The sequence below is a fragment of the Pseudoxanthomonas kaohsiungensis genome (assembly GCF_010211765.1).
Classification (GTDB): Bacteria; Pseudomonadota; Gammaproteobacteria; order Xanthomonadales; family Xanthomonadaceae; genus Pseudoxanthomonas; species Pseudoxanthomonas kaohsiungensis.
The window spans coordinates 157,819-179,918 of the sequence record NZ_PDWO01000003.1 but is presented as its reverse complement, the minus strand read 5'-3'; the positions used below and the strand labels follow the sequence as shown (position 1 = coordinate 179,918).

At 70.6% G+C, this 22,100-nt stretch carries 17 protein-coding genes; 6 read left to right on the top strand and 11 right to left on the bottom strand.

All coding sequences use genetic code 11. The annotated features are described in order from the left end of the window. Nucleotides 1-112 precede the first annotated feature (112 nt). On the top strand, nucleotides 113-691 hold the full coding sequence (locus CSC66_RS05085; RefSeq protein WP_162376308.1) for an anthranilate synthase component II: 579 nt from the start codon (nucleotides 113-115) through the stop codon (nucleotides 689-691). 40 nt (nucleotides 692-731) lie between these two features. On the opposite strand, the gene CSC66_RS05080 is transcribed toward CSC66_RS05085, so the two are convergent. After that, on the bottom strand, nucleotides 732-1,115 hold the full coding sequence (locus tag CSC66_RS05080) for a GtrA family protein (RefSeq protein ID WP_162376307.1): 384 nt from the start codon (nucleotides 1,113-1,115) through the stop codon (nucleotides 732-734). A gap of 203 nt (nucleotides 1,116-1,318) precedes the next feature. On the opposite strand from CSC66_RS05080, the gene glmU reads away from it, so the two are divergent. Next, nucleotides 1,319-2,692, top strand: a complete 1,374-nt coding sequence (glmU, locus tag CSC66_RS05075) for a bifunctional UDP-N-acetylglucosamine diphosphorylase/glucosamine-1-phosphate N-acetyltransferase GlmU (protein WP_162376306.1) — start codon at nucleotides 1,319-1,321, stop codon at nucleotides 2,690-2,692. Between the two features lie 47 nt (nucleotides 2,693-2,739). On the opposite strand, the gene CSC66_RS05070 is transcribed toward glmU, so the two are convergent. The 7 genes from CSC66_RS05070 to CSC66_RS05040 all read right to left on the bottom strand — a co-directional run bounded on the left by CSC66_RS05070 (nucleotide 2,740) and on the right by CSC66_RS05040 (nucleotide 10,881). Further along, on the bottom strand, nucleotides 2,740-4,080 hold the full coding sequence (locus CSC66_RS05070; RefSeq protein WP_162376305.1) for a sensor histidine kinase: 1,341 nt from the start codon (nucleotides 4,078-4,080) through the stop codon (nucleotides 2,740-2,742). Nucleotides 4,081-4,122: 42 nt separating this feature from the next. Next, nucleotides 4,123-5,457, bottom strand: coding sequence for a sigma-54-dependent transcriptional regulator (locus tag CSC66_RS05065; protein WP_162376304.1), 1,335 nt, complete (start codon nucleotides 5,455-5,457; stop codon nucleotides 4,123-4,125). A gap of 45 nt (nucleotides 5,458-5,502) precedes the next feature. Continuing rightward, a complete protein-coding gene (locus CSC66_RS05060) occupies nucleotides 5,503-6,069 on the bottom strand; it encodes a nuclear transport factor 2 family protein (RefSeq protein WP_162376303.1) in 567 nt (188 codons plus the stop codon). Next, nucleotides 6,066-7,301, bottom strand: a complete 1,236-nt coding sequence (locus CSC66_RS05055) for an ABC transporter permease (RefSeq protein ID WP_162376302.1) — start codon at nucleotides 7,299-7,301, stop codon at nucleotides 6,066-6,068. The genes CSC66_RS05060 and CSC66_RS05055 overlap by 4 nt, the downstream gene beginning before the upstream one ends. 123 nt (nucleotides 7,302-7,424) lie before the next feature. Next, on the bottom strand, nucleotides 7,425-8,726 hold the full coding sequence (locus CSC66_RS05050; protein WP_162376301.1) for an ABC transporter permease: 1,302 nt from the start codon (nucleotides 8,724-8,726) through the stop codon (nucleotides 7,425-7,427). Between the two features lie 10 nt (nucleotides 8,727-8,736). Continuing rightward, entirely contained in the window at nucleotides 8,737-9,462 is a 726-nt protein-coding gene (locus tag CSC66_RS05045) for an ABC transporter ATP-binding protein (RefSeq protein ID WP_162376300.1), read from the bottom strand. Between the two features lie 144 nt (nucleotides 9,463-9,606). Then, a complete protein-coding gene (locus CSC66_RS05040) occupies nucleotides 9,607-10,881 on the bottom strand; it encodes an efflux RND transporter periplasmic adaptor subunit (protein ID WP_162376299.1) in 1,275 nt (424 codons plus the stop codon). A gap of 245 nt (nucleotides 10,882-11,126) precedes the next feature. Here CSC66_RS05040 and glmS point away from each other — a divergent pair, with 245 nt between their 5' ends. Further along, nucleotides 11,127-12,959, top strand: a complete 1,833-nt coding sequence (gene glmS / locus CSC66_RS05035) for a glutamine--fructose-6-phosphate transaminase (isomerizing) (RefSeq protein WP_162376298.1) — start codon at nucleotides 11,127-11,129, stop codon at nucleotides 12,957-12,959. A gap of 113 nt (nucleotides 12,960-13,072) precedes the next feature. Here glmS and CSC66_RS05030 read toward each other — a convergent pair whose 3' ends face one another. Then, nucleotides 13,073-14,809 carry an alpha/beta hydrolase gene (locus CSC66_RS05030; RefSeq protein ID WP_162376297.1) on the bottom strand — a complete coding sequence of 579 codons (1,737 nt, stop codon included), beginning with the start codon at nucleotides 14,807-14,809 and terminating at the stop codon, nucleotides 13,073-13,075. Between the two features lie 283 nt (nucleotides 14,810-15,092). Here CSC66_RS05030 and CSC66_RS05025 point away from each other — a divergent pair, with 283 nt between their 5' ends. Together CSC66_RS05025 and CSC66_RS05020 are read left to right on the top strand one after the other, a co-directional pair. Further along, nucleotides 15,093-16,196, top strand: coding sequence for a PLP-dependent cysteine synthase family protein (locus tag CSC66_RS05025; RefSeq protein ID WP_162376296.1), 1,104 nt, complete (start codon nucleotides 15,093-15,095; stop codon nucleotides 16,194-16,196). Nucleotides 16,197-16,450: 254 nt separating this feature from the next. After that, complete coding sequence (locus CSC66_RS05020; protein WP_162376295.1) at nucleotides 16,451-18,478, top strand: M3 family metallopeptidase; 2,028 nt, start codon at nucleotides 16,451-16,453, stop codon at nucleotides 18,476-18,478. Nucleotides 18,479-18,720: 242 nt separating this feature from the next. Here CSC66_RS05020 and fabB read toward each other — a convergent pair whose 3' ends face one another. Beyond that, nucleotides 18,721-19,932 carry a beta-ketoacyl-ACP synthase I gene (gene fabB, locus CSC66_RS05015; RefSeq protein WP_162376294.1) on the bottom strand — a complete coding sequence of 404 codons (1,212 nt, stop codon included), beginning with the start codon at nucleotides 19,930-19,932 and terminating at the stop codon, nucleotides 18,721-18,723. Between the two features lie 2 nt (nucleotides 19,933-19,934). Beyond that, entirely contained in the window at nucleotides 19,935-20,450 is a 516-nt protein-coding gene (gene fabA, locus CSC66_RS05010) for a 3-hydroxyacyl-[acyl-carrier-protein] dehydratase FabA (RefSeq protein WP_162376293.1), read from the bottom strand. A 374-nt stretch (nucleotides 20,451-20,824) separates the two neighbouring features. Here fabA and dinB point away from each other — a divergent pair, with 374 nt between their 5' ends. Then, entirely contained in the window at nucleotides 20,825-21,922 is a 1,098-nt protein-coding gene (dinB, locus tag CSC66_RS05005) for a DNA polymerase IV (protein ID WP_162376292.1), read from the top strand. Nucleotides 21,923-22,100 lie beyond the last annotated feature (178 nt).

Genomic DNA, 22,100 nt, shown 5'->3' with positions numbered 1-22,100 from the left:
GATCTGAGCATCGATTTTTGGGTCCTGCAGCAGCAGATTGCGGGTATATGAGCGGGTATCCTCACGCATGGCTCGTTACATAGTGTAATTAAATCAAATAGATAGGCGCGACATGCTGCTGATGATCGACAACTACGACAGCTTCACCTTCAACCTCGTGCAGTACCTGCAGTCGCTCGGCGCCGAGGTGAAGGTGGTTCGCAACGACGCGATGACCGTGGAGGAGATCGCCCGGCTGAAGCCGGAGCGCATCGTGATCTCGCCCGGCCCGTGCACGCCCAACGAGGCGGGCGTGTCGCTGGAGGTGATACGCCGGATGGGTGCGAACACGCCGATCCTCGGCGTGTGCCTGGGCCACCAGAGCATCGGCCAGGCCTATGGCGGCACGGTGGTGCGCGCGGGCAACATCATGCACGGCAAGACCTCGCGGATCCGCCACGAGGGGCGCGGTGTGTTCGCCGGGCTGCCGGACGCCTACGAGGCCACGCGCTACCACTCGCTGGTGGTGCAGCGCGACTCGCTCCCGCCGGAACTGGAGATCACCGCCTGGACCGAGAACGAGGACGGCTCGTTCGAGGAGATCATGGGCCTGCGCCACCGCGAGCATCCGGTCGAGGGCGTGCAGTTCCATCCGGAGTCGATCCTGACCGAGCATGGCCACGCGTTGCTGAAGAACTTCCTCGAGCGCTGAGTCGTTCGAGGCGGCACCGTGGAGCCGCGCGACAGGCGGCTCAGCGATACACGACATGCCGCAGCAGGAAGAAGTTGGCCACGGCCAGGCCGGCCTCCACGACCGGCTTGGCCAGCCAGGCCCATTGCAGCCCGAGCTGCGCCTCGACCCAGGCCAGCAACAGGCTGCTGATCGCGGTCATCACCAGCCACAGCGCCCAGAAGCGGGCGAAGCGGCGCCAGCCCAGGCGGCTGTTCTGGCCGTCGGCGAAGGTGTAGCGGCCGTTGAGCCAGAAGCCCAGCAATGCGGAGGCGGTGCGGCTGGCCAGGTTGGCCGGTGCGGCCGGCGCGCCGAGCGCCGTGAAGCCGACGAACAGCAGCCAGTCCAGCAGCAGCTGGAGCAGGCCGAATGCGAGGTAGTGGCCGCCTTGGCGGAAAAGTGGCATCGGCGCGCGTGCGTCCGCGGGTATTAGCAGGGCACCATTGTAGGGCCGGGCCGGGGAGTTGATGCCGGTGTGTCGGCCGGCGGGTGCGCCTGGTGTCCTCGATTCCTGTTCGACATGGGCCGCTGTGGACCGGCGCGGGCCGCGCACCTGCAGCCATGGACGGCCAGCGTAGAATTGGAGCCAATCCAACGACAGGTCGCGCCATGACCCAGGCATTGCACGTGGTGATCCTCGCCGCCGGCGAGGGCAAGCGGATGAAGTCGGCCTTGCCGAAGGTGCTGCAGCCGGTCGGTGGCCGGCCGATGCTGGCGCACGTGATCGACACCGCACGCACGCTCCGGCCGTCCGGCATCCACGTGGTGCATGGCCATGGCGGCGACGCGGTGCGCGCCGCGTTCGCCGGCCACGACGACCTGCACTGGGTCGAGCAGGCCCGCCAGCTGGGAACCGGCCATGCGGTGCAGCAGGCCTTGCCGGACATTCCCGAGGCCGTGGACGTGCTGGTCCTGTACGGCGACGTGCCCTTGACCTCGCCGGAAACGCTGCGCCGCCTCCTGGCCGCGCCCGGGCTGCTGCGCGTGCTGGTCGCCGAGCCGGCCGACCCGGCCGGTTACGGGCGCATCGTGCGCGATCCGCAGGGTCGCGTGGCGGCGATCGTCGAGCACCGCGATGCGGACGACGAGCAGCGCCGTATCCGCACGATCAACACCGGGATCATCGCCGCCGAATCCGATCCGCTGAAGCGCTGGCTGTCGCGGCTGTCCAGCGACAACAGCCAGGGCGAGTACTACCTCACCGACGTGTTCGCCATGGCTGCCGAGGAGTACAACGCCGCCGAGATGGTGCTGGTCGGCGATCCGCTGGAAGCCGAGGGTGCGAACGATCCCTGGCAGCTGGCCCAGCTGGAGCGCGCGTTCCAGCTGCGCTGCGCCCGCGAGCTGTGCGCGCAGGGCGCGCGCCTGGTCGATCCGGCGCGCTTCGACCAGCGCGGCACCGTGCGCGTCGGCCGCGACGTGGAGATCGATGCCAACGTGGTGCTCGAAGGCGAGGTGGAGCTGGGCGATGGCGTGCGCATCGGCCCGTTCACCCGGCTGCGGAACGTGAGGCTGGGGCCGGGCACCGATGTGCGCGCGCATTGCGACCTCGATGGCGTGGTGACCGAGGGTGCCGCCCAGGTCGGCCCCTATGCCCGGCTGCGACCGGGAACGGTGCTGGCCGACGGCGTCCACATCGGCAATTTCGTCGAGACCAAGAAGGCCGTGCTGGGGGTCGGCAGCAAGGCCAACCACCTGGCCTACCTGGGCGACGCGGCGATCGGGGCAGGCGTGAACGTGGGCGCCGGCACCATCACCTGCAACTACGACGGCGTGAACAAGTCGGCCACGGTGATCGGCGATGGCGCCTTCATCGGCTCCAATTCCTCGCTGGTGGCGCCGGTCGAGATCGGCGCGGGCGCCACCATCGGCGCCGGCTCGGTGATCACCCGCAACGCGCCGGCCGGCGAGTTGACCGTATCGCGTACGCGTCAGTCCACGATCGAAGGCTGGAAGCGGCCGCAGAAGAAGCCGAAGGCCTGATCGAGCGCGCCTGCGGCGGCTTCAGGGGCGCGCGGGCATCGGCGCGATCAGGCGCCCGCTTCGGGCAGCATCACTGCCACGCACAGGCCATGGTCGCTGCGGTTCTGCAGCGAGAGGCGGCCACCATGTGCTTCGACGATCTCGCGGGTCAGCGCCAGGCCCAGGCCGGTGCCGTTGCGCTTGGTCGAATAGAACGGCAGCAACGCGTTCTCCAGCACCGCTTCGTTCATGCCCGGCCCGCGGTCCAGCACCTCGATCCGGGACCAGCCAGGCAGGCGCTGCACGCGCACGCGCACCTCGTCGCTGGGCGGAGTGGCGTCGTTGCCGGCCTCGTGCGCGTTCTTGAGCAGGTTCAGCAATGCGTGTTCCATCTGCGCCGGATCCACCCGCGCGCGCAGCTCGGCCACCGGGCCTTCCAGGTCGAAGCCGATCTGGCGCTGCAGGCGGGCGAGGAAGTCGTCCCAGGCCACCGCCTGCAGCTGCGGCTGCGGCAGCTTGGCGAAACGCGCATAGCCGCGGATGAAGCCTTCCAGGTGCCGCGCGCGATCCTCGATCGTCGAGAACACCTCGCCCAGGCGCTCGTGGCGGCCGCGCCGGACCAGCTCGGCGCCGGAGTGCGCGAGCGAGGCGATCGGCGCCAGCGAGTTGTTCAGCTCGTGGCTGATCACCCGGATGACCTTCTTCCAGGTCTGCACTTCCTGGCGGCGCAGCTCGTGGGTCAGCAGGCGGATCAGCAGCAGCTCGTGGCGGCGGCCGTTGAGGCTGAAATTGCGCCGGGACAGGTGGTAGACCTCCTCCTCGTCGCCTTCGCCGGGGACCGCGAACAGGCTGTCGCCGCCGCGCGCCACCGCTTCGCGCAGTTCCACCGCCAGGCTGTCCATCAGCTCGGCCATGCGCAGGCCTTCCAGCTTGCGGCCGTCGTGGAGCAGCTTGCGCGAGGCCAGGTTGGCGTACACCACCCGGCGCACGCCGTCGCCGCCCTCGGCCGAAAGCAGCATCGCCACCGGCGTGTTCTGGACCATGGTGTCCAGCAGCAGTTCGCGCTGGACCAGTTCCTGCCGCTGCTCGCGCAGTACCTCGCCGAGCTGCCGGTGCGCGCGGACCAGTTCGCCCAGTTCGTCGTCGCTGCTCCAGTGCACGCCGAAGTTGAACTCGCCGTCGCGGTAGGTGTTGACGCTGCCGGCCAGGGCGCGGAACAGTGCATTCAACGGCGCCAGCGCGCGTCGCAGCGCCCACCACATGAGCGCGAGCAGGACCACGACCGACAGCACCGCCAGGATCCAGCCGCGGTCGATCCAGTAGGCGAAGGCCCAGGGCAAGGCCGCGGCGAGCGCCAGCACCGGCAGCAGGCGCAGGAACAGGCGCAGGGTGAGGTTGCGGCGGATCATCGGGGCCGGCTCAAGCGGGGTGGGCCATGGTGGCGTCCGGGGTCATGCCGGCTTGAGCCCGTGGCGCTCCATGCGCCGGTAAAGGGCCTGCCGGCTCATGCCGAGTTCGGCGGCAGCCTGCGCGATCACGCCACCGGCGCGCTGCAGCGCCGCCTCGATCTGCTCGCGCTCGGGCTCGCGTGCCGGGCCGCGCGCGGCGGTCGCGCGCGGCAACCCCAGGTCGGCCACTTCGATCCGGGGGCCGGTGGCCAGCAGCTGGGCGCGCTGGATCACGTTGCGCAGCTCGCGCACGTTGCCCGGCCATGGATGCCGCTGCAGCGCCGTTCCGGCCGCCGGCGAGAGCGGCTTGCCGCCGTCGCCGAAGTACTCGGCCAGTGGCAGGATGTCGCCGGGCCTTTCGGCCAGCGGGGGCATCGCCAGTTCGATGGTGTTGAGCCGGTAGTACAGGTCCTCGCGGAACGTGCCCTCGCGGATCATCGCGGTGAGGTCGGCGTTGGTCGCGCTGACCACGCGCACCTTGACCTGGCGTTCGCGGTTGGAGCCCAGCCGCGCGAAGCGGCCGGTCTCGAGCACGCGCAGCAGCTTCATCTGCCCGGCCGGCGGCAGGTTGCCGATCTCGTCCAGGAACAGGGTGCCGCCGTCGGCGGCCTCGAACTTGCCTTCGCGCGCCTTGTTGGCGCCGGTGTAGGCGCCGGCTTCGGCACCGAACAGCTCGGCCTCGATCAGCTCCGCCGGCAGCGCGCCGCAGTTGACCGTGACGAACGGGCCGGACTTTACCGCCGAATTGGCCTGGATGATCTCGGCGATCTTTTCCTTGCCGCTGCCGTTGGGCCCGGTGATCAGCACCGGCAGGTCCGAGCGCGCGACCTGGCAGGCCAGCGCGACCACGCGCTCGCTGGCCGGATCGGCGAACACCGCCCCGCGCAGGTCGTAGCGGCGGGCCAGGTCGTCGCGGCGGCGGCGTTCGCCGTCGCGGCGTTGCTCGAGTTCGCGCCGTGCCTCGGCCAGCTCCAGCAGGTTGTTGACCGTGGCCAGCAGCTTGGCATCCTGCCAGGGCTTGGCCACGTAATCGGCGGCGCCGGCCTTGATCAGTTCCACCGCGCTCTCCAGGTGCGTCCAGGCGGTCAGCAGCACCACCGGCAGGTCCGGGTGGCGCTCGCGGATCGCCGCGAACAGCGCGCGGCCTTCGTCGCCGGACGTGGTGTCGGCGGTGAAGTTCATGTCCTGGATCACCAGGTCGACCGGCTCGCTGTCCAGCAGCGCCAGGCCCTCGCCGGGCGAGGAGGCGTGCACGGTGGAGATGTCATGCAGCGAGAACAGGACCTCCAGCGCGGTGGCGACGGCGGGGTTGTCGTCGATGACGAGGAGGTTGGACATGGGCGCCAGGGCAAGGAAAGCGGAGGAACGGTGGATCGTACCGGCTCAGGGGCCGGGATTGGCGCGGTGGCCGTAGCTGAGGACGCGGGTGATGCGCCACTGGCCGTCGTGCAGGCGTTGCCAGACGATCGTGAAGTCGGCGAGCCCGTCGCACGTGCCGCCGCCGTTCTGGCAGAAGCGGTGCCGGCCCTGCGCGATCGCGCCGAAACCGCGGACCGGATGGACCACCAGGCTGCCCGGCACCAGTTCCCGGGTGAACTTGCCGCAGGCGTACTGGCGGGTGTTGGCCAGCATCGCCTCGCGGGTCCAGGTCACCCCGCCGGTGTCGTGGTAGAACTCGACCGCCGGGTCGAAGTGGCTGGCATGGCGGTCGAGCTGCGCCGGATCGGCGCAGCGGTTGAAGGCATCGAAGACGGCGGCGTCCAGCGCCGCGATGGTCTGCGCCAGGCCGGCCTCGCCGGCCGCCGGCTCCGCCCCGGCCGGGGCCGATGCCGAAGCCGGGCCGGCCGCCAGCCAGGCGACCGCCAGCAGCACGCCAGCGAACGCGGCCCGGGGCAGGGGCGTCGCGGAACCGGGGTGCGCGTGGCGCCGCGCCTGGTGGCGGCGGTTCATACGCTGCGGGTCGCCACGGCCGGCGGGATCGAAGCCGCGCGCCGCGCCGGTGCCCAGACCGCCAGCTGGCCCAGCGCCCACAGCAGCACCGCGCCGGCCGGCAGGTAGAACAGCGGCAGGCGCGCCATCTCGTACTTGCCCATCAGCAGCTGGTTGATCGCGAACGCCAGCAGCATGCCGACCGCGATACCGATGGTGGCCAGCAGGAAGTTCTCGGTCTGGAAGTAGCGCAGGATCTGCCCGCGGGTGGCGCCCAGTGCCCGGCGCACGCCGATCTGCTTGGTGCGCTGCTGCACCCAGAAGCTGGCCAGGCCGATGATGCCCAGCGCGGTGATCAGCAGCAGCGCCACGCAGACGATGCCCAGCAGCCAGGCCATGGCCCGCGGTGCCTGGAAGAACTCATGCCGCAGCTCCTCCACCGTCTTGCTGTTGTCCTCCAGGATGATGCGGTCGGCGCCGTTGGCCAGCAGGGTCTTCTTGGCCGCCGCGAGCACCTCCGCGCGCCGCTCCGGCGAGGTGCGGATCACGTAGTTGCCGCCGAGGTTGTAGTGCGGGCGCAGCGGGAACACCATCGAGTACTCGCGCGCCGACGGCCCCCCCATCTGGCTCGGCCGCACCAGGTGCTCGACCACGCCGATCACGCGGATCGGCTTGTCGCCCCAGCTGTAGAAGCTCTTTCCCACGGCATCCTCGCCGGGGTACAGCTTGTCGGCCAGCGAGCGGGTGATGATGGCGCCGGGCACGCTGCCGTCTTCGGTGAGGCCATCCAGGAGGTCGGAGGCCTCCTGGTACTCGTCGGGGTTGAAGTCGCGGCCGGCCACCAGCTTCAGCCCGAGGGTCTCGATGAACTGGTCCTCGGCCATGTACGTCGTCGCGCTCAGCGTGGACTGCTGCTGTTCCTGGGCCAGGCGCACGCCGCTGTTCCAGGAGGAGTTCACGAACGGCACCTGGTTGAGCACGGTCGCATCCTTGACCCCGGAAATGGCGCGCAGGTTGGCCAGGTCGGTGCGGGTGCGCGCGGACTGGTCGGCGTCGCTGCCGATGCTCAGGATCTGCACGCGGACCAGTTCGTCCTCGACCAGCCCGCTGACCTCGCGAACCTCGCGGATGCGGTCGCTGATCATGAAGAGGGCATTGCAGATGATCGCGCAGGTCAGCGCGATCTCGATGACGATCAGCGATGCGGCGGTCTTGTGCCGCATCAGCGTCGACAGGATCGGTCGGATGTCCATGGAACGTCTCCGGGTTGTCTTGCGTAGAGCGGGGCTTGCCCCGCTGTTCGGTGTGCTTCCGGCGGCTGCGCGGCCGGGCGTCGTTTCGAAGGGCAACAGCAGCGGAGCAGGCCCCGCTCTACGTCATTGGCTCTTGAGCTGGATCGCGGGGGTGACCTGCATCGCCCGCCATGCCGGCACCAGGCCGGCCAGCACGCTGGCGACGATGGCCATGACGAAGGTCAGCAGCAGCATGCCCAGGTCCAGGTGCGCCAGCTCGGCGTAGCTGGCCGGTTGCAGGCGCACCGCCCACAACCCAAGCAGCGACAGCCCGAGCCCGAGGATGCCGCCGGCCAGGCCGATCGCGCCGGCTTCGACCAGGCACTGGGTGAAGATCGCCCCGCGCGAGGCGCCGAGCGCGCGGCGCACGCCGATCTCGCTGCCGCGGCGCAAGAACTTGGCCAGCAGCAGGCCCACGGTGTTGACCAGGCACACCAGCAGGAAGCCGAAGCCCAGCCACAGCTGCATCACCACGTCGTTGGGCACCACGCGGTTGAACTCCAGCCATTCCATGACGTTGCGCAGGCGCACGTTGGTGGGGCGCTTGTAGCGGCCGGAGGCGCGCTGCTGGTCCGAGTAGTTGACCAGGTAGTCGCGGTACTCGCCGGCCTTCTGCGCCGAGTCCAGCTCGACCCAGTACTGGATCCACACGCAGGGCGCGTTGACGCCGGTGGAATCGCCGCCGCTGTCGCCCCAGCAGTCCATGCTGCCGTTGCGGCCCATGTCCAGGTCGCGCGAGGTGCTGAACGGCAGGAACACGTCCTCCAGCGCGCCGTAGCGGTCGCTGTTCATGTCGTAGAACCTCGGCGTCGGCCGCCACTCGTCGACCACGCCGACCACGGTGAAGTCGGACTGGTCGATGCGCAGCTGCTTGCCGACGCTGTTGCCGCCGCCGAACACGCGGTCGTTGAGCGAGCGGGAGATCACCGCCACGCGGGCGTGCGCGTCGTCCTCCCTGGCGCCCCAGCCGTTGCCGTACAGCATCGGCACGTCGAACATCGGGAAGAAGTCGGCCGAGGTGTAGCGCGCGTCGCTCACGAACGGCATCAGTCCCTCCTTGCCGGGGGTGATCGACACGCCGCCGCCGGTCATCATCGCCTGGCGGGCGCCGCGCTTCTCGCGCAGCAGGGTCTCGGCGTCGAGGCGGGTGACCTGCTGGCTCGGTTCCTCGCCGGGGGTGAAGTCGTTCATCTCGGCCGGGTCGAGCTGCACGTAGAACAGGCGGTCGCTCTTGCCCGGGATCGGGTCGCCGGAGAGCACGTGGAACACGGTCAGCGTGGTCATGCACGCGCCGATGCCCAGCGCGATGGCCAGCACCATCAGCGCGGTCAGTGCCTTGTCGCGGCGGAAGCTGCGCAGGGCCAGGTTGCAGTAGTAGGCGAACATGGGCGCCTCCTCAGGCGGTGGCGTTGGACGCGGCGTCGTTGCGCGCCAGGCGGGCCAGGTTCGGCTCGACCGACAGGTCGGTGGCCACGCCGTCGACGATGTGCACGTTGCGTTGCGCGCGCGCGGCCAGTTCCGGGTCGTGGGTGACCATCACGATGGTGGTGCCGTCGGCATTGATCTGCTCGAGCAGCTCCATCACCCCGCGCGCCATCTGCGAGTCGAGGTTGCCGGTGGGTTCGTCGGCGAGCAGCAGCTTGGGCTCGCCGGCGAGCGCCCGGGCGATCGCCACGCGCTGCTGCTGGCCGCCGGACAGCTCGGCCGGGAAGTGCCGCATGCGCGAGGCCAGACCGACCTGGGCCAGCGCCTTCTCGATCCGCGCCTTGCGGTCGGCCGAGGGCAGGCCACGGTAGCGCAGCGGCACGTCCACGTTGTCGAACAGGTTCAGGTCCGGGATCAGGTTGAAGCCCTGGAAGATGAACCCGATCTTGTGGTTGCGCAGGCGGCTGCGGGCGTCGTCGGACATGCCGCGCACGTTCTCGCCGTCGAGGAGGTAGTCGCCTTCGGTGAAGGTCTCCAGCAGGCCGGCGATGTTGAGGAACGTGGTCTTGCCCGAGCCGGACGGTCCGGTAACGGCGACGAACTCGCCCTCGCGCACGTGCAGGTCGAGCGAGCGCAGTGCGTGGGTTTCGACCATCGCGGTCCGGTAGATCTTGGAGACCTGGCGCATTTCCAGCATGGCGGAGTTCCTTCTTTCTGGGGATTGGAGGTTCGGGATGGGGGATTCGATGGAGCGGAAGCAGAAGCGGGCGCGGGAGGCGGAGGGACTGCGGTCCTGGGCTTTACCAGTCCCCGATCCCGGATTGCCGATCCCGGCCCTTTGTCAATTGACCGCCACGCGTTCGGCGTCGCCGAACTGGTCGCTGCCGGAGACCACGATGCGGTCGCCTTCCTTGGCGCCGGAGACGATCTCCACGTAACCCAGGCTGCTGACGCCGGTCTGCACCGGGCGGCGCACGGCGCTGCGTCCTTCGACCACCCAGGCGAAGCGGCCGCCTTCCTGCTCGACGAACGGGCCGCGCTCGACCATCAGCACGTCCTTGCGGGTGTCGAGCACGATCCGCGCCGACAGGCGCTGGTTCTGGCGCAGGCCCGGCGGCTGCTGGCCCTCGTCGAAGCGCAGGCGCGCGGTGACCTCGCCGTTGACCACTTCCGGCGACACCGCCGAGACCTTGGCCGGGAACGGCCGGCCCTGGCTGGTGACCTGCGCCGGCACGCCGATGCCCAGGTCGCGGGCGAAGCTTTCCGGCACGCGGATCTCGACCTCGAACTCGCTCAGGTCGACCACGCTCAGGATCGGCGCGTTGATCGCCACGTTGGTGCCCTGCGAGATCTGCACCTGGCCGACCTGGCCGTCGAACGGCGCGCGCAGGGTCAGCGCTTCGACCTGGCGCTGCAGTTCGGCGGCCACCGCCTTCTGGCGGTCGGCCAGCAGGCGCTTGTTGCGCGCGTCCAGCGCCGCGCCCTGGCCCTGCAGGCCGGCGTCGCGACGCGCGGTCTGCAGGCCGATGTCGGCCTTCTTCAGTTCGTCACGGGCGCTGGCCAGTTCGATGTTGGAGACCGCGCCGCCGGCATGGCCGCGCTCGTAGCGCTCCAGGTCGCGCTGGGCGGCGGTGTGGTCGATCTCGGCCTGGTCCAGGGCGCGGCGCGCGTTGAGCTGGGCGATCTGCGCGTCCAGCTGGGCGCGGCTGGCCTCGGCCTCCATGCTGGCCAGCGTCGACTCCTCCTGGACCAGCTTGCTGCGCAGCTCCGGGCTGTCGATCACCGCCAGCACCTGGCCCTGCTTGACCGCGTCGCCGGCCACCACCTTCAGGCTGACCGTGCCGCCGGCGATGGCGTACAGGGTCGGGCTGTTGGCGGTGATGACCCGGCCGTCGGCCGAGATGTCGCGGACCAGGTCGCCGCGGGTGACTTCGGCGATGCGGATCCGGGAGGCGTCGTAGGAGCGCGACCCGGCGCCCCAGCCGGCTACGACCCAGGCCAGCAGGGCCAGCACCGGCACGGCGGCCACGGCCGGCCACAGCCAGCGGCGCCAAGCCGGGCGTTCCGGTCGGGCGGCGGAGAGGGGGCGGTCCTGGGCAGAGGTGTCGGGGATCATCGATGGGAGGCGGATGGATGGAGTCGTGGAACAACAACGCACACCGCGTGCCAACCGTAAGTTGTTGAGTTGAAAGTAATTGCAGGTTGGCCGCGAGTGTCCGCCACGTCCAGCGGACACTCGCGGACACTCCGGCCGCCGGCGGACAGCCGGTGAACGCCACCCGGACCGGGCAAGACATGCGGCGGACAGCGGCAGGACCGGGTCCGCTAGAATCGCGGGCTTGTTTCCTGGTGGATGCCGGCATGTGCGGAATCGTTGGCGCGATCGCCGATCGCGATGTGGTCCCGGTCCTGGTCGAGGGCCTGAAGCGGCTGGAGTACCGGGGCTACGACTCCTCGGGGATTGCGGTGGCCGACGCCGCCAGCGTGCGCCGGGTGCGCCGCACCGGCCGGGTGGCCGAGATGGAGCAGGCGGCGGTGGCCGAAGGCTTCCGCGGCGTGCTCGGCATCGGCCACACCCGCTGGGCGACCCATGGCGGGGTGACCGAGGCCAACGCCCATCCGCACATCAGCCACGGCAACCTGGCGCTGGTCCACAACGGCATCATCGAGAACCACGAGGCCCAGCGCGAGCGCCTGGCATCGCTGGGGTACGTGTTCGAGTCGCAGACCGATACCGAGGTCATCGCCCACCTGATCCACCACCACATGGCCGGCGGCAAGGACCTGCTCGCCGCGCTGCAGGCGGCGGTGAAGGAGCTGACCGGTGCCTACGCGCTGGCCGTGCTCAGCCGCAGCGAGCCGGAGCGGCTGGTCTGCGCGCGCATGGGCTGCCCGCTGCTGGTGGGCCTGGGCGAGGGCGAGAACTTCGTCGCCTCGGACGTCTCGGCCATCATCCAGGCCACCCGCCGGGTGATCTTCCTGGAGGAAGGCGACACCGCCGAGCTGACCCGCGGCGCGGTGCGCGTGTTCGACGGCGACGACCGGCCGGTCGAGCGCGAGGTGCATCTTTCCGACGTGTCGCTGGCTTCGCTGGAACTGGGCCCGTACCGGCACTTCATGCAGAAGGAGATCCACGAGCAGCCGCGCGCCCTCGCCGACACCATCGAGGCGGCGATCGACGCCGGCGGGTTCGAGCCGGAGCTGTTCGGCGCGAAGGCCGGCGCGGTGCTGCGCGAGGTGACCGGCGTGCAGATCCTGGCCTGCGGGACCAGCTACTACGCCGGCCTGACCGCGCGCTACTGGATCGAGGCGATCGCCGGCCTTCCGTGCAGCGTGGAGATCGCCAGCGAGTACCGCTACCGCGACGCGTATGCCGACCCGCGCCACCTGATCGTCACCATTTCCCAGTCGGGCGAGACCCTGGACACGATGGAGGCGTTGAAGTACGCCAAGTCGCTGGGCCATCGCCACACCCTGTCGATCTGCAACGTGCCCGAAAGCGCGATCCCGCGCGCCAGCGAACTGGTCTGCTACACCCGCGCCGGGGCCGAGATCGGCGTGGCCTCGACCAAGGCCTTCACCACCCAGCTGGCCGCGCTGTTCCAGCTGACCGTGGTACTGGGCAAGCTGCATGGCCGGGTGTCTGCGGAGCAGGAGGCCGACTACGTCGAGCAGTTGCGCCACCTGCCCGGCAGCGTGCAGCACGCGCTGAACCTGGAGCCGCAGATCCAGGCCTGGGCCGAGCGCTTCGCCGGCAAGCACAACGCGCTGTTCCTCGGCCGCGGGCTGCATTACCCGATCGCGCTGGAAGGCGCGCTCAAGCTCAAGGAAATCTCCTACATCCATGCCGAGGCCTATCCGGCCGGCGAACTCAAGCATGGACCGCTGGCGCTGGTGGACGCGGAAATGCCGGTGGTGGTGATCGCCCCCAACGACCGCCTGCTGGAGAAGGTCAAGTCCAACATGCAGGAAGTGCGCGCGCGCGGCGGCGAGCTTTTCGTGTTCGCCGACCAGGACAGCCACTTCAGCGAGTCCGAAGGCGTGCACGTGATCCGCACGCCGCGCCATGCCGGCGTGCTCAGTCCGGTGATCCACACCATCCCGGTGCAGATGCTGGCCTACCACACGGCCCTGGCGCGCGGCACCGACGTGGACAAGCCGCGCAACCTGGCCAAGTCGGTGACGGTCGAGTAACGCTGCGCGGCCCTGGCCGCGCTGCCCCCGGGCCGGCGTGGCGGCAACGCAGTCCCGGGGCGTGGCGCACGACCCTTCCCGACGCAGCCACGCGCCGATCCCGGCGCGTGGCTTCAGCCGTCCACCTCCTCGCCGGTCTTCGAAAGCTCCTGGGCGCGGCGCTCGTCCAGGAAGCGCTGCAGCCGCTCCACCTCGGCCGGCGACCAGTCGTCGATGCCGGTGGCCTCCAGCCAGGCATCGATGTAGTGCGAGGGCGCATACACGTGCCCGAAGCCCATCGGCGCGCTCATCGACAGGGAGGTGTCCATCGCCATCTGCATCATCGTCACCACCGGATACCAGCGCATCGCCGGCGACACGTCGGGCGGCCGCGGCCGGTGCAGCAGTTCCGGCTCGCGGAAGAAACCGTTGCGGTCGAAGAACGTCACCGCATCGCTGCCGTACTGCAGGTAGACCAGGCGCATCGGGCCCCATGGGGTTTCAGCCGGCGTCGGGCTGCCATCCTGGTTCATGAAGCGCACGAAGGCGCCATCGCGGAACTGCGGCAGCCACACCGGCGTCCCGGGGTTGCGCGCAGCGGTGAGCGAGGCCCACCTGGCGGCGGCAAACGGGGGGCCGCTCCACACCGCACCGTCGAACGGGTCCCCCAGCAGCTCGAACAACTCGAACGAACGCTCCGAGTTGAGCGCGCCCAGGCTCAACCCGTGCAGGAGAAGCTTGGGCCGGCGCTCGCGCGGCAGCGTGCGCCAGTGGCCATAGACCTCGCGGAACAGCGCGCGTGCGGTCACTCCGCCGGTGTCCGGATCCAGGAACAGGGTCAGGGGGCTGGACAGGTACGAGTACTGGACCGCCACCGACGCGACGTCGCCGCGGTAGAGGTACTCGATGCCGTCGATGCCGGACGGGTCGACCCAGCCGGTGCCGGTGGGGGTGATCAGGATCAGCGCCTTGCGCTCGAAGCCGCCGACGCGCTTGAGCTCTTCCAGCGCCAGCTTCGCCCGCGCTTCGGGGGTGTCGCCGGTGGGCAGGCCGGCGTACACGCGCAGCGGCGCCTTCGCCGACGGCCCGGCGAAGGCGGCGATGTCGGCGGCGGTGGGCCGGGCATCGACGTAGCGACGACCCATGCGGCCCAGCTGGTCCCAGGCCACCAGCGATTGCGCGCTGCCCGGGCTGTCGGCCGCGGTCGGCGGCGGCATGTCCGGCGGGATCAGCGCATCGGCCTGCCGGTAGGAGGCGTCGAGCATGTCCAGCAGCGCGGCGAACACCACGCCGTTGGCCAGGCCGACCAGCAGCATCACGCCGCCTATGGCGCCCGCCACGCGCGCGATCCGGCGCGGCACCCTTCGCTCCACCAGGCCGACGATCGCCCTGACCGCCAGCAGCGCCATGCGTCCGACCACGACCACCAGCACGGCGACGACGATCGCGCCGGCGGCCACGCCCACGATCCGCGCCGGACCGGCCGGCTCCAGGCCCATGAGCGCGCGGACGATGTTCTCCCAATGCTGGCTGCGCCACAGGGCGACCGCAGCCAGGACCGCGCAGGCGGCCAGCACGATGCGGCGCCGGCGCGGGGCGCCGGCATGGCCAGCCACCGGAATCTCCAGGTAGCCCCACAGCCAGCGCAGCATTACCCCGAGGCCATAGCCGGCGGCCAGGCACAGGCCCGACAACACCGCCTGCGCAACGGTGATGCGGGGGGTCAGGCTGGGTGTCAGCGAGGCGGCGAAGAACAGCGTGGCCGCCACCAGCCCCGTGTTGGCAGGCGCGGCCAGCAGCGCGCGCCGGAGGCGCGCGAGCGGGCCGGGCGGCGAGGAAGCTGTAGCGGGAGCGGCGACGTCCTGGTGCATGTTGCTTCCCCGTAGGCGTGGTCCCCGGGGCCAATATACGGCCTGCATTGGCCGGGGCGGCGGGCAATGCGGCTGTCGTAGACTCCCGGCAACGCCGCCCGGGAAGAGCCCATGCGCCTGTTGCTTACGCGGTGCCTGCTCGCTTTCCTGTTGGTCGCAGCAGGAGATCCGCCGGCCGATGTGCCGCCGTCCGCAGCCCCTCCTGCCGATGGCGGGCACGGCGGCACGGATCGCGGGGCGCCGGATCGTTAGAATCGTCGCCTGTTCTCCCGCAGTCCCCGCCATGTCCCAGCGCGCCTGGGTGGCCGCCGCCATCCACAAGATCGAGGCCGACTTCAACCGGTCGGCCGACACCCACCTGATCCCGCTGCCGCTGCCGGGCTATCCGGGCATCGATGTCTACCTGAAGGACGAGTCCAGCCATCCGACCGGCAGCCTCAAGCACCGGCTGGCGCGCTCGCTGTTCCTGTATGCGCTGGCCAACGGCTGGTTGCGCGAGGGCAGCACGGTGGTGGAGGCCTCCAGCGGGTCGACCGCGGTGTCGGAAGCGTACTTCGCGCGCCTGCTGGGGCTGCCGTTCATCGCGGTGATGCCGGCATCGACCTCGCCGGAGAAGATCGCGGCGATCGAGTTCCAGGGCGGCCGCTGCCACCTGGTCGAGAGCGCATGCGGACTCAACGCCGAATCCGAGCGGCTGGCGCGCGAGGTCGGTGGCCACTTCATGGACCAGTTCACCTACGCCGAGCGGGCCACCGACTGGCGCGCCAACAACAACATCGCCGAGTCGATCTTCAAGCAGATGGCCGAGGAGCCGCACCCGGTGCCGGCGTGGATCGTGTGCGGCCCGGGCACCGGCGGCACCGGCGCGACGCTGGGCCGCTACGTGCGCTACCGGCGGCATGACACGCGCGTGCTCTGCGCCGATCCGCAGACGTCGGTGTTCTACGACTACTACATGTCCTGCCGCGACGGTCGCCCCGATCCGGCGCTGGCCATCGCCGGCGGCTCGCGGATCGAGGGCATCGGCCGGCCCGGGGTGGAGCGCAGCTTCATCGCCGGCTGCGTGGACGCGATGGTCAAGGTGCCCGATGCGCTGAGCCTGGCGGCGATGCGCCACGTCGGCGCGGTGCTGGGGCGGCGGGTGGGCGGCTCCACCGGGACCAACTTCGTCGGCGTGCTGCGCGCGGCCCAGGCCATGCGCGAAGCGGGCCAGGACGGTTCGATCGTCAGCATCCTGTGCGACAGCGGCGCGCGCTACGCGCACAGCTATTACGACCCGGCGTGGTACGCGCGCCACGGCATCGACGTGGACGGCGCCGACCGCGCCATCGCCGAGGCGGTGGCGGGCGCACCGCTGGCCGACCTGCCGGCCTGCGGCGAGCTCTGACCTGCGGCGCGCGTGATTTTTTGTAGGAGCCGATTCATCGGCGACCCGACGCCGTCGGCACGGGCGGCGTCCGCATTGCCCGGACGTCCGCGTCGTCGATGAACCGGCTCCTGCACGCAACCCCGATGCGGGCCGATCCTGCCGCTTGAGTGTCGATCCCCGTCCGCCGGCCGAACCGAGGGTGTGGAGGCGCGGGTTGATTTTCACCGCCACCGCGCGCATCTAGTCGGATGACTCCGACACGGTCCGCCCCCATGCACGACAACCCGCTGCTCGATTTCTCCGGCCTGCCACGTTTCGACGCGATCCGGCCCGACCACATCGGGCCGGCCATCGACACGCTGCTGGCCCAGGCGGAGGCCGCCGTGGCTGCCGCCGAGCGGGTGGCGCCGGTGACCTGGACCACGTTCGTCACCCCGCTGGAGGATGCCACCGAGCGGCTGTGGCGCGCGTGGGGCCAGGTCGGACACCTGCAGGCCGTGGTCAACACGCCCGAGCTGCGCGAGGCCTACAACGCCAACCTGCCGAAGGTGACCCGGTTCGGCAGCGCGCTGGGCCAGAACCTGGCGCTGTACGCGCAGTACAAGGCGCTGGCGGCCTCGCCCGAGTACGCCACCTATGACGCGGCACGCCGCAAGGTGGTGGACAACGCGCTGCGCGATTTCCGCCTGGGCGGCGCCGAGCTCGATGACGCCGCCAAGGCGCGCTTTTCGGCGGCGCAGGAGGAGCTGGCCGCGCTTTCGGCGAAATTCTCCCAGAACGTGCTCGACGCGACGGACGCGTTCGGGCTCTACGTGGAAGACGAGGCCCGCCTGGCCGGCCTGCCGCCGGAGGTGGTCGCCGCCGCCCGCGCCGCGGCGCAGAAGGATGGCCGCCCCGGCTGGAAGCTGACCCTGCAGATGCCGTGCTACCTGCCGGTGCAGGCCTATGCCGAGGACCGCGGGCTGCGCGAAGCGCTGTACCGCGCCAACGGCGTGCGCGCCTCCGAGGCCGGTCCGGCCGAGCTGGACAACAGCGGCCTCATCGACCGCATCCTCGCACTGCGCGCGGAACTGGCGGCGCTGCTGGGCTTCGCCAGCTACGCCGAGTACTCGCTGGCCACCAAGATGGCGCAGTCGCCGGGCGAGGTGCTGGCGTTCCTGCGCGACCTGGCCAGTCGCGCGCTGCCGTTCGCGCACCGCGACCGGGCCGAGCTGGAGGCCTTCGCCCGCGACGAACTGGGGCTGGCCGTGCTCGAGCCCTGGGACCTGGGCTATGCCAGCGAGAAGCTCAAGCAGGCGCGCTACAGCTACTCGGAGCAGGAGGTGAAGCGTTACTTCACCGAGCCGGGCGTACTGGCCGGCCTGTTCGGCGTGATCGAGTCGCTTTACGGGGTGACGGTGGTGCCGGACTCCGCGCCGGCGTGGCACGAGGACGTGCGCTTCTTCCGGGTCGAGGATGCCGGTGGCCGCCTGGTCGGCCAGTTCTACCTGGACCTGTACGCGCGCGAGGGCAAGCGCGGTGGCGCCTGGATGGACGACTGCCGCAACCGGCGCGCCGGCGCCGATGGGGTGCAGACCCCGCTGGTGTACCTGGTCTGCAACTTCGGCAAGGGCGTGGACGGCAAGCCGGCCACCTTCACCCACAACGAGGTCACCACCCTGTTCCACGAGATGGGCCACGGCCTGCACCAGCTGCTGACCGCGATCGGCGACCTGCCGGTGGCCGGGATCAACGGCGTGGAGTGGGACGCCGTGGAGCTGCCCAGCCAGTTCATGGAGAACTTCTGCTGGGAGTGGGACCGCGTGCGGGCGATGACCGCGCACGTGGACAGCGGCGAGCCGCTGCCGCGCGAACTGTTCGGGAAAATGCTGGCGGCGAGGAACTTCCAGAGCGGCATGTTCACGGTGCGCCAGCTCGAGTTCGCCCTGTTCGACATGGAGCTGCACAGCCGCTTCGACCCGGCGCAGGACAGCGTGCTGCAGCTGCTCGAACGCGTGCGCGACGAGGTGGCGGTGAACCGGGCGCCGGCCTGGCACCGCTTCCCGCACCAGTTCAGCCACATCTTCGCCGGCGGCTATGCGGCCGGCTACTACAGCTACAAGTGGGCCGAAGTGCTCAGCGCCGATGCCTACGCCGCCTTCGAGGAGGCGCCGGACCAGCTGGCGCAGACCGGCGCCCGCTTCCTGGCCGAGGTGCTGTCGCGCGGCGGCAGCCGCAGCGCGCTGGAGAACTTCACCGCCTTCCGCGGCCGCGCGCCGAGCATCGATGCGCTGCTGCGACACAGCGGCATGACGGCCTGAGGCTGCGGGTAGCGGAAGCGGGGCAACTGGACAGCCGAGCGAAGCAGCGGGGCAAGCCCCGCTCTACGGGGGGCGGTATGTTGGCCGGAACGGCGCTGGCCAGATGCACCACGAAACCTGTCGGGCACGCGCCAAGGACCGGCGCGCTCTCGTAGAGCGGGGCTTGCCCCGCTGCTCCCTGAAAGCAGGAAGCCCGGCTCGCGCCGGGCTTCCCGTTCCTGTTCCTGGCCCTGTTCCCGCGATCAGGGTCGCGCGAACACCAGCGTGCTGTTGGTGCCGCCGAAGCCGAAGCTGTTGGACGCGACCAGGTCCAGCCGTGCGTCCCGGCTCTCGCGCACGATCGGGAAGCCTTCGGCGCGCTCGTCCAGCTTGTCGATGTTGGCCGAGCCGGCGATGAAGCCGTCGCGCATCATCAGCAGGCAGTAGATCGCCTCGTGCACGCTGGCCGCGCCGAGCGAATGGCCCGACAACGCCTTGGTCGACGACAGCGGCGGCAACGCCTCGCCGAACACCTCCCGCACCGCCTGCAGCTCGGTGACGTCGCCCAGCGGCGTCGAGGTGCCGTGGGTGTTGAGGTAGTCGACCTTGCGGCCACGCACGCCTTCCAGCGCCATGTGCATGCAGCGCACCGCGCCTTCGCCGGACGGGGCGACCATGTCGGCGCCGTCGGAGGTCACGCCGTAGCCGACCAGCTCGGCATGGATGCGCGCGCCGCGCGCGATCGCATGGTCCCAGTCCTCCAGCACCAGCATGCCGCCGCCGCCGGCGATGACGAAGCCGTCGCGATCGGCGTCGTACGGACGCGAAGCCTGCTGCGGCCGGTCGTTGAACCCCGTCGACAGCGCGCCCATCGCGTCGAACATCACGCTCATGGTCCAGTCCAGGTCCTCGCCACCTCCGGCGAAGACGATGTCCTGGGCGCCGTGGCGGATCAGGTCTGCCGCAGCGCCGATGCAGTGCGCCGAGGTCGCGCAGGCCGCGCTGATCGAGTAGCTCAGTCCCTTTATCTTGAATGCGGTGGCCAGGTTGGCCGACACGGTCGAGCACATCGTGCGCGGCACCATGTACGGGCCGACCTTGCGCACGCCGCGCTCGCGCAGCAGGTCGGCGGTTTCGACCTGCCAGCGGCTGGAGCCGCCGCCGGAACCGGCGATCAGGCCCGTGCGCGGATGGCTGACCTTGGCCTCATCCAGGCCCGCGTCGGCGATCGCGTCGCGCATGGACACGTAGCTGTAGGCGGCCGCGTCGCTCATGAAGCGCTTGAGCTTGCGGTCGATGGCTGCGTCCAGGTCCAGCTCCACCGCGCCGCCGACCTGGCTGCGCAGGCCGCGTTCGGCGTGGTCGGGCAGGAAGCGGATGCCGGAGCGGCCTTCGCGCAGCGAGGCCGAAACCGTGTCGAGGTCGTTGCCCAGGCACGAAGCGATGCCCATGCCGGTGATGGCGATGCGGCGCATGCTCAGAAGTCCTCGGTCGAGGTGAACAGGCCCACGCGCAGGTCCTTGGCGGTGTAGATCTCGCGACCGTCGACCAGCATGCGCGCGTCGCCCTGGGCCATTACCAGCTTGCGGTTGATGACCCGGCTGATGTCGATCTCGTAGGTGACCAGCTTTGCCTTGGGCAGCACCTGGCCGGTGAACTTGACCTCGCCGCAGCCCAGCGCGCGGCCGCGGCCGGGCGCGCCCAGCCAGGTCAGGTAGAAGCCGACCAGCTGCCACATCGCGTCCAGGCCCAGGCAGCCGGGCATCACCGGGTCGCCGATGAAGTGGCACTGGAAGAACCACAGGTCCGGGCGGATGTCGAGTTCGGCGCGGATGAAGCCCTTGCCGTACTTGCCGCCGTCGTCGTTGATCTCGACGATGCGGTCGAACATCAGCATCGGGTCGGCGGGCAGGCGGGCGTCGCCGGAGGCGAACAGTTCACCGCGACCGCTGGCGACCAGCTGTTCGCGGGTGAACGAGGAAGCGCGAGTCATGGGGGGTCCGGAGCGGAAAAGCATCAAATCGTGCCCGAGAAACCCTGTTTCAATCAAATGCTTGGACATACGCCGGCGTGTGTTCCCGGTGGCGGCGAGCAGCTTTGCGGGCCGGGCTCCTCCGCGACGGCGCGTCGTCGATCCGCCGCTCGCCCCTTCGGCCCCATACCGCAGGCCCGGCGATCTGGCTGCCGACCTTGGCTTCGCCAGCCAGCCACGCGCCAGCGGGGTGCTTCGAAGGAGCCGGGCTCGCCCGCGAACCGGCGCCAGCACGGGGGCGGCATCGTGTCCCGCGGGCGCGCGTGCTGCCGGCCACGGGCTCCTGCGCACGCAGGGGTCTCCCGCGGGCGCGCCAGGTCGCACAATGGGCAGGCATGATCGCCGAAACCCCGCCTGCGCCACGCAAGATCATCCATGTCGACATGGATGCGTTCTACGCCTCGGTGGAGCAGCGCGACGATCCCTCGCTGCGCGGGCGGCCGGTGGTCGTGGCCTGGCGCGGCGCCCGTTCGGTGGTCTGCGCGGCGTCCTACGAGGCGCGCCGATACGGCGTGCGCTCGGCGATGCCGGCCCTGCGCGCCGAGCGGCTGTGCCCAGATGCGGTGTTCGTGCCGCCGGATTTCGTGCGCTACAAGGCGGTGTCGCGCCAGGTGCGCGAGATCATGCTCGCCCACACCGACCTGGTCGAACCGCTGTCGCTGGACGAGGCCTACCTCGACGTGACCGCGCCGAAATCCCGGCTGGCCAGCGCCACCGCGGTGGCCGAGGCGATCCGCGCGCGGATCCGCGAGGAAACTTCGCTGACCGCCTCGGCCGGCGTGGCGCCGAACAAGTTCCTGGCCAAGATCGCCTCGGACTGGAACAAGCCCGATGGCCTGTTCGTGGTCCGCCCGCACCAGGTCGAGGCGTTCCTGACGCCGCTGCCGGTCGGGCGCATTCCCGGGGTGGGCAAGGTGATGCAGGGCAAGCTCGAGGCGCTGGGGATCGCCACCGTCGGCGACCTGCGCGCGCTGGCACTGGAAGAACTGCAGGGGCGTTTCGGCAGCTTCGGCGCCGCGCTGTACCGGCGCGCGCGCGGCATCGACGAACGCCCGGTCGAGCCGGACCAGCCGGTGCAGTCGGTCTCGGCCGAGGACACCTTCGCCCAGGACCTGCCGCTGGACGCGCTGGAGCCGGCGATCCGGCAACTGGCCGAGAAGACCTGGCAGGCGTCGCGCAAGACCGGACGGGTTGCGCGCACGGTGGTGCTCAAGCTCAAGACCGCGCAGTTCCGCATCCTGACCCGGAGCCTGACCCCGGACACGCCGCCGGATTCGGCGCAGGCGCTGGCCGGGATCGCACTGGCGCTGCGTGATCGCGTCAACCTGCCGGCGTCGACGCGCTACCGGCTCGTCGGCGTCGGCCTGTCCGGGTTCCGGGACCCGGACGAGGCCGCGCCGCAGGCCGACCTGTTCGACGCCGCGCTGCGGTAGGAGCCGATCCTTATCGGCGACCCGGGGCCACCGCACAGGCGAGGCCCGTATTTTCGCGAAGACCTCGGGTCGCCGATGAATCGGCTCCTACAAGGAAAGTGCCGTGCCGCCTTGACGGGTGCGCCGGCACGAGGCCGCGTCCCGCGTCCGCCAGCTCCTGGTGGAACGGGGCCGGATC

What these genes read in the sequence shown, in the direction of transcription:
- CSC66_RS05020 (WP_162376295.1), top strand. Translation starts at nt 16,451, where the DNA reads ATGCACGACAACCCGCTGCTCGATTTCTCCGGCCTGCCACGTTTCGAC.
- glmU (WP_162376306.1), top strand. Translation starts at nt 1,319, where the DNA reads ATGACCCAGGCATTGCACGTGGTGATCCTCGCCGCCGGCGAGGGCAAG.
- glmS (WP_162376298.1), top strand. Translation starts at nt 11,127, where the DNA reads ATGTGCGGAATCGTTGGCGCGATCGCCGATCGCGATGTGGTCCCGGTC.
- CSC66_RS05085 (WP_162376308.1), top strand. Translation starts at nt 113, where the DNA reads ATGCTGCTGATGATCGACAACTACGACAGCTTCACCTTCAACCTCGTG.
- CSC66_RS05070 (WP_162376305.1), bottom strand. Translation starts at nt 4,080, where the DNA reads ATGATCCGCCGCAACCTCACCCTGCGCCTGTTCCTGCGCCTGCTGCCG.
- CSC66_RS05025 (WP_162376296.1), top strand. Translation starts at nt 15,093, where the DNA reads ATGTCCCAGCGCGCCTGGGTGGCCGCCGCCATCCACAAGATCGAGGCC.
- CSC66_RS05080 (WP_162376307.1), bottom strand. Translation starts at nt 1,115, where the DNA reads ATGCCACTTTTCCGCCAAGGCGGCCACTACCTCGCATTCGGCCTGCTC.
- CSC66_RS05030 (WP_162376297.1), bottom strand. Translation starts at nt 14,809, where the DNA reads ATGCACCAGGACGTCGCCGCTCCCGCTACAGCTTCCTCGCCGCCCGGC.
- CSC66_RS05050 (WP_162376301.1), bottom strand. Translation starts at nt 8,726, where the DNA reads ATGTTCGCCTACTACTGCAACCTGGCCCTGCGCAGCTTCCGCCGCGAC.
- fabB (WP_162376294.1), bottom strand. Translation starts at nt 19,932, where the DNA reads ATGCGCCGCATCGCCATCACCGGCATGGGCATCGCTTCGTGCCTGGGC.
- CSC66_RS05040 (WP_162376299.1), bottom strand. Translation starts at nt 10,881, where the DNA reads ATGATCCCCGACACCTCTGCCCAGGACCGCCCCCTCTCCGCCGCCCGA.
- CSC66_RS05045 (WP_162376300.1), bottom strand. Translation starts at nt 9,462, where the DNA reads ATGCTGGAAATGCGCCAGGTCTCCAAGATCTACCGGACCGCGATGGTC.
- dinB (WP_162376292.1), top strand. Translation starts at nt 20,825, where the DNA reads ATGATCGCCGAAACCCCGCCTGCGCCACGCAAGATCATCCATGTCGAC.
- CSC66_RS05065 (WP_162376304.1), bottom strand. Translation starts at nt 5,457, where the DNA reads ATGTCCAACCTCCTCGTCATCGACGACAACCCCGCCGTCGCCACCGCG.
- CSC66_RS05060 (WP_162376303.1), bottom strand. Translation starts at nt 6,069, where the DNA reads ATGAACCGCCGCCACCAGGCGCGGCGCCACGCGCACCCCGGTTCCGCG.
- CSC66_RS05055 (WP_162376302.1), bottom strand. Translation starts at nt 7,301, where the DNA reads ATGGACATCCGACCGATCCTGTCGACGCTGATGCGGCACAAGACCGCC.
- fabA (WP_162376293.1), bottom strand. Translation starts at nt 20,450, where the DNA reads ATGACTCGCGCTTCCTCGTTCACCCGCGAACAGCTGGTCGCCAGCGGT.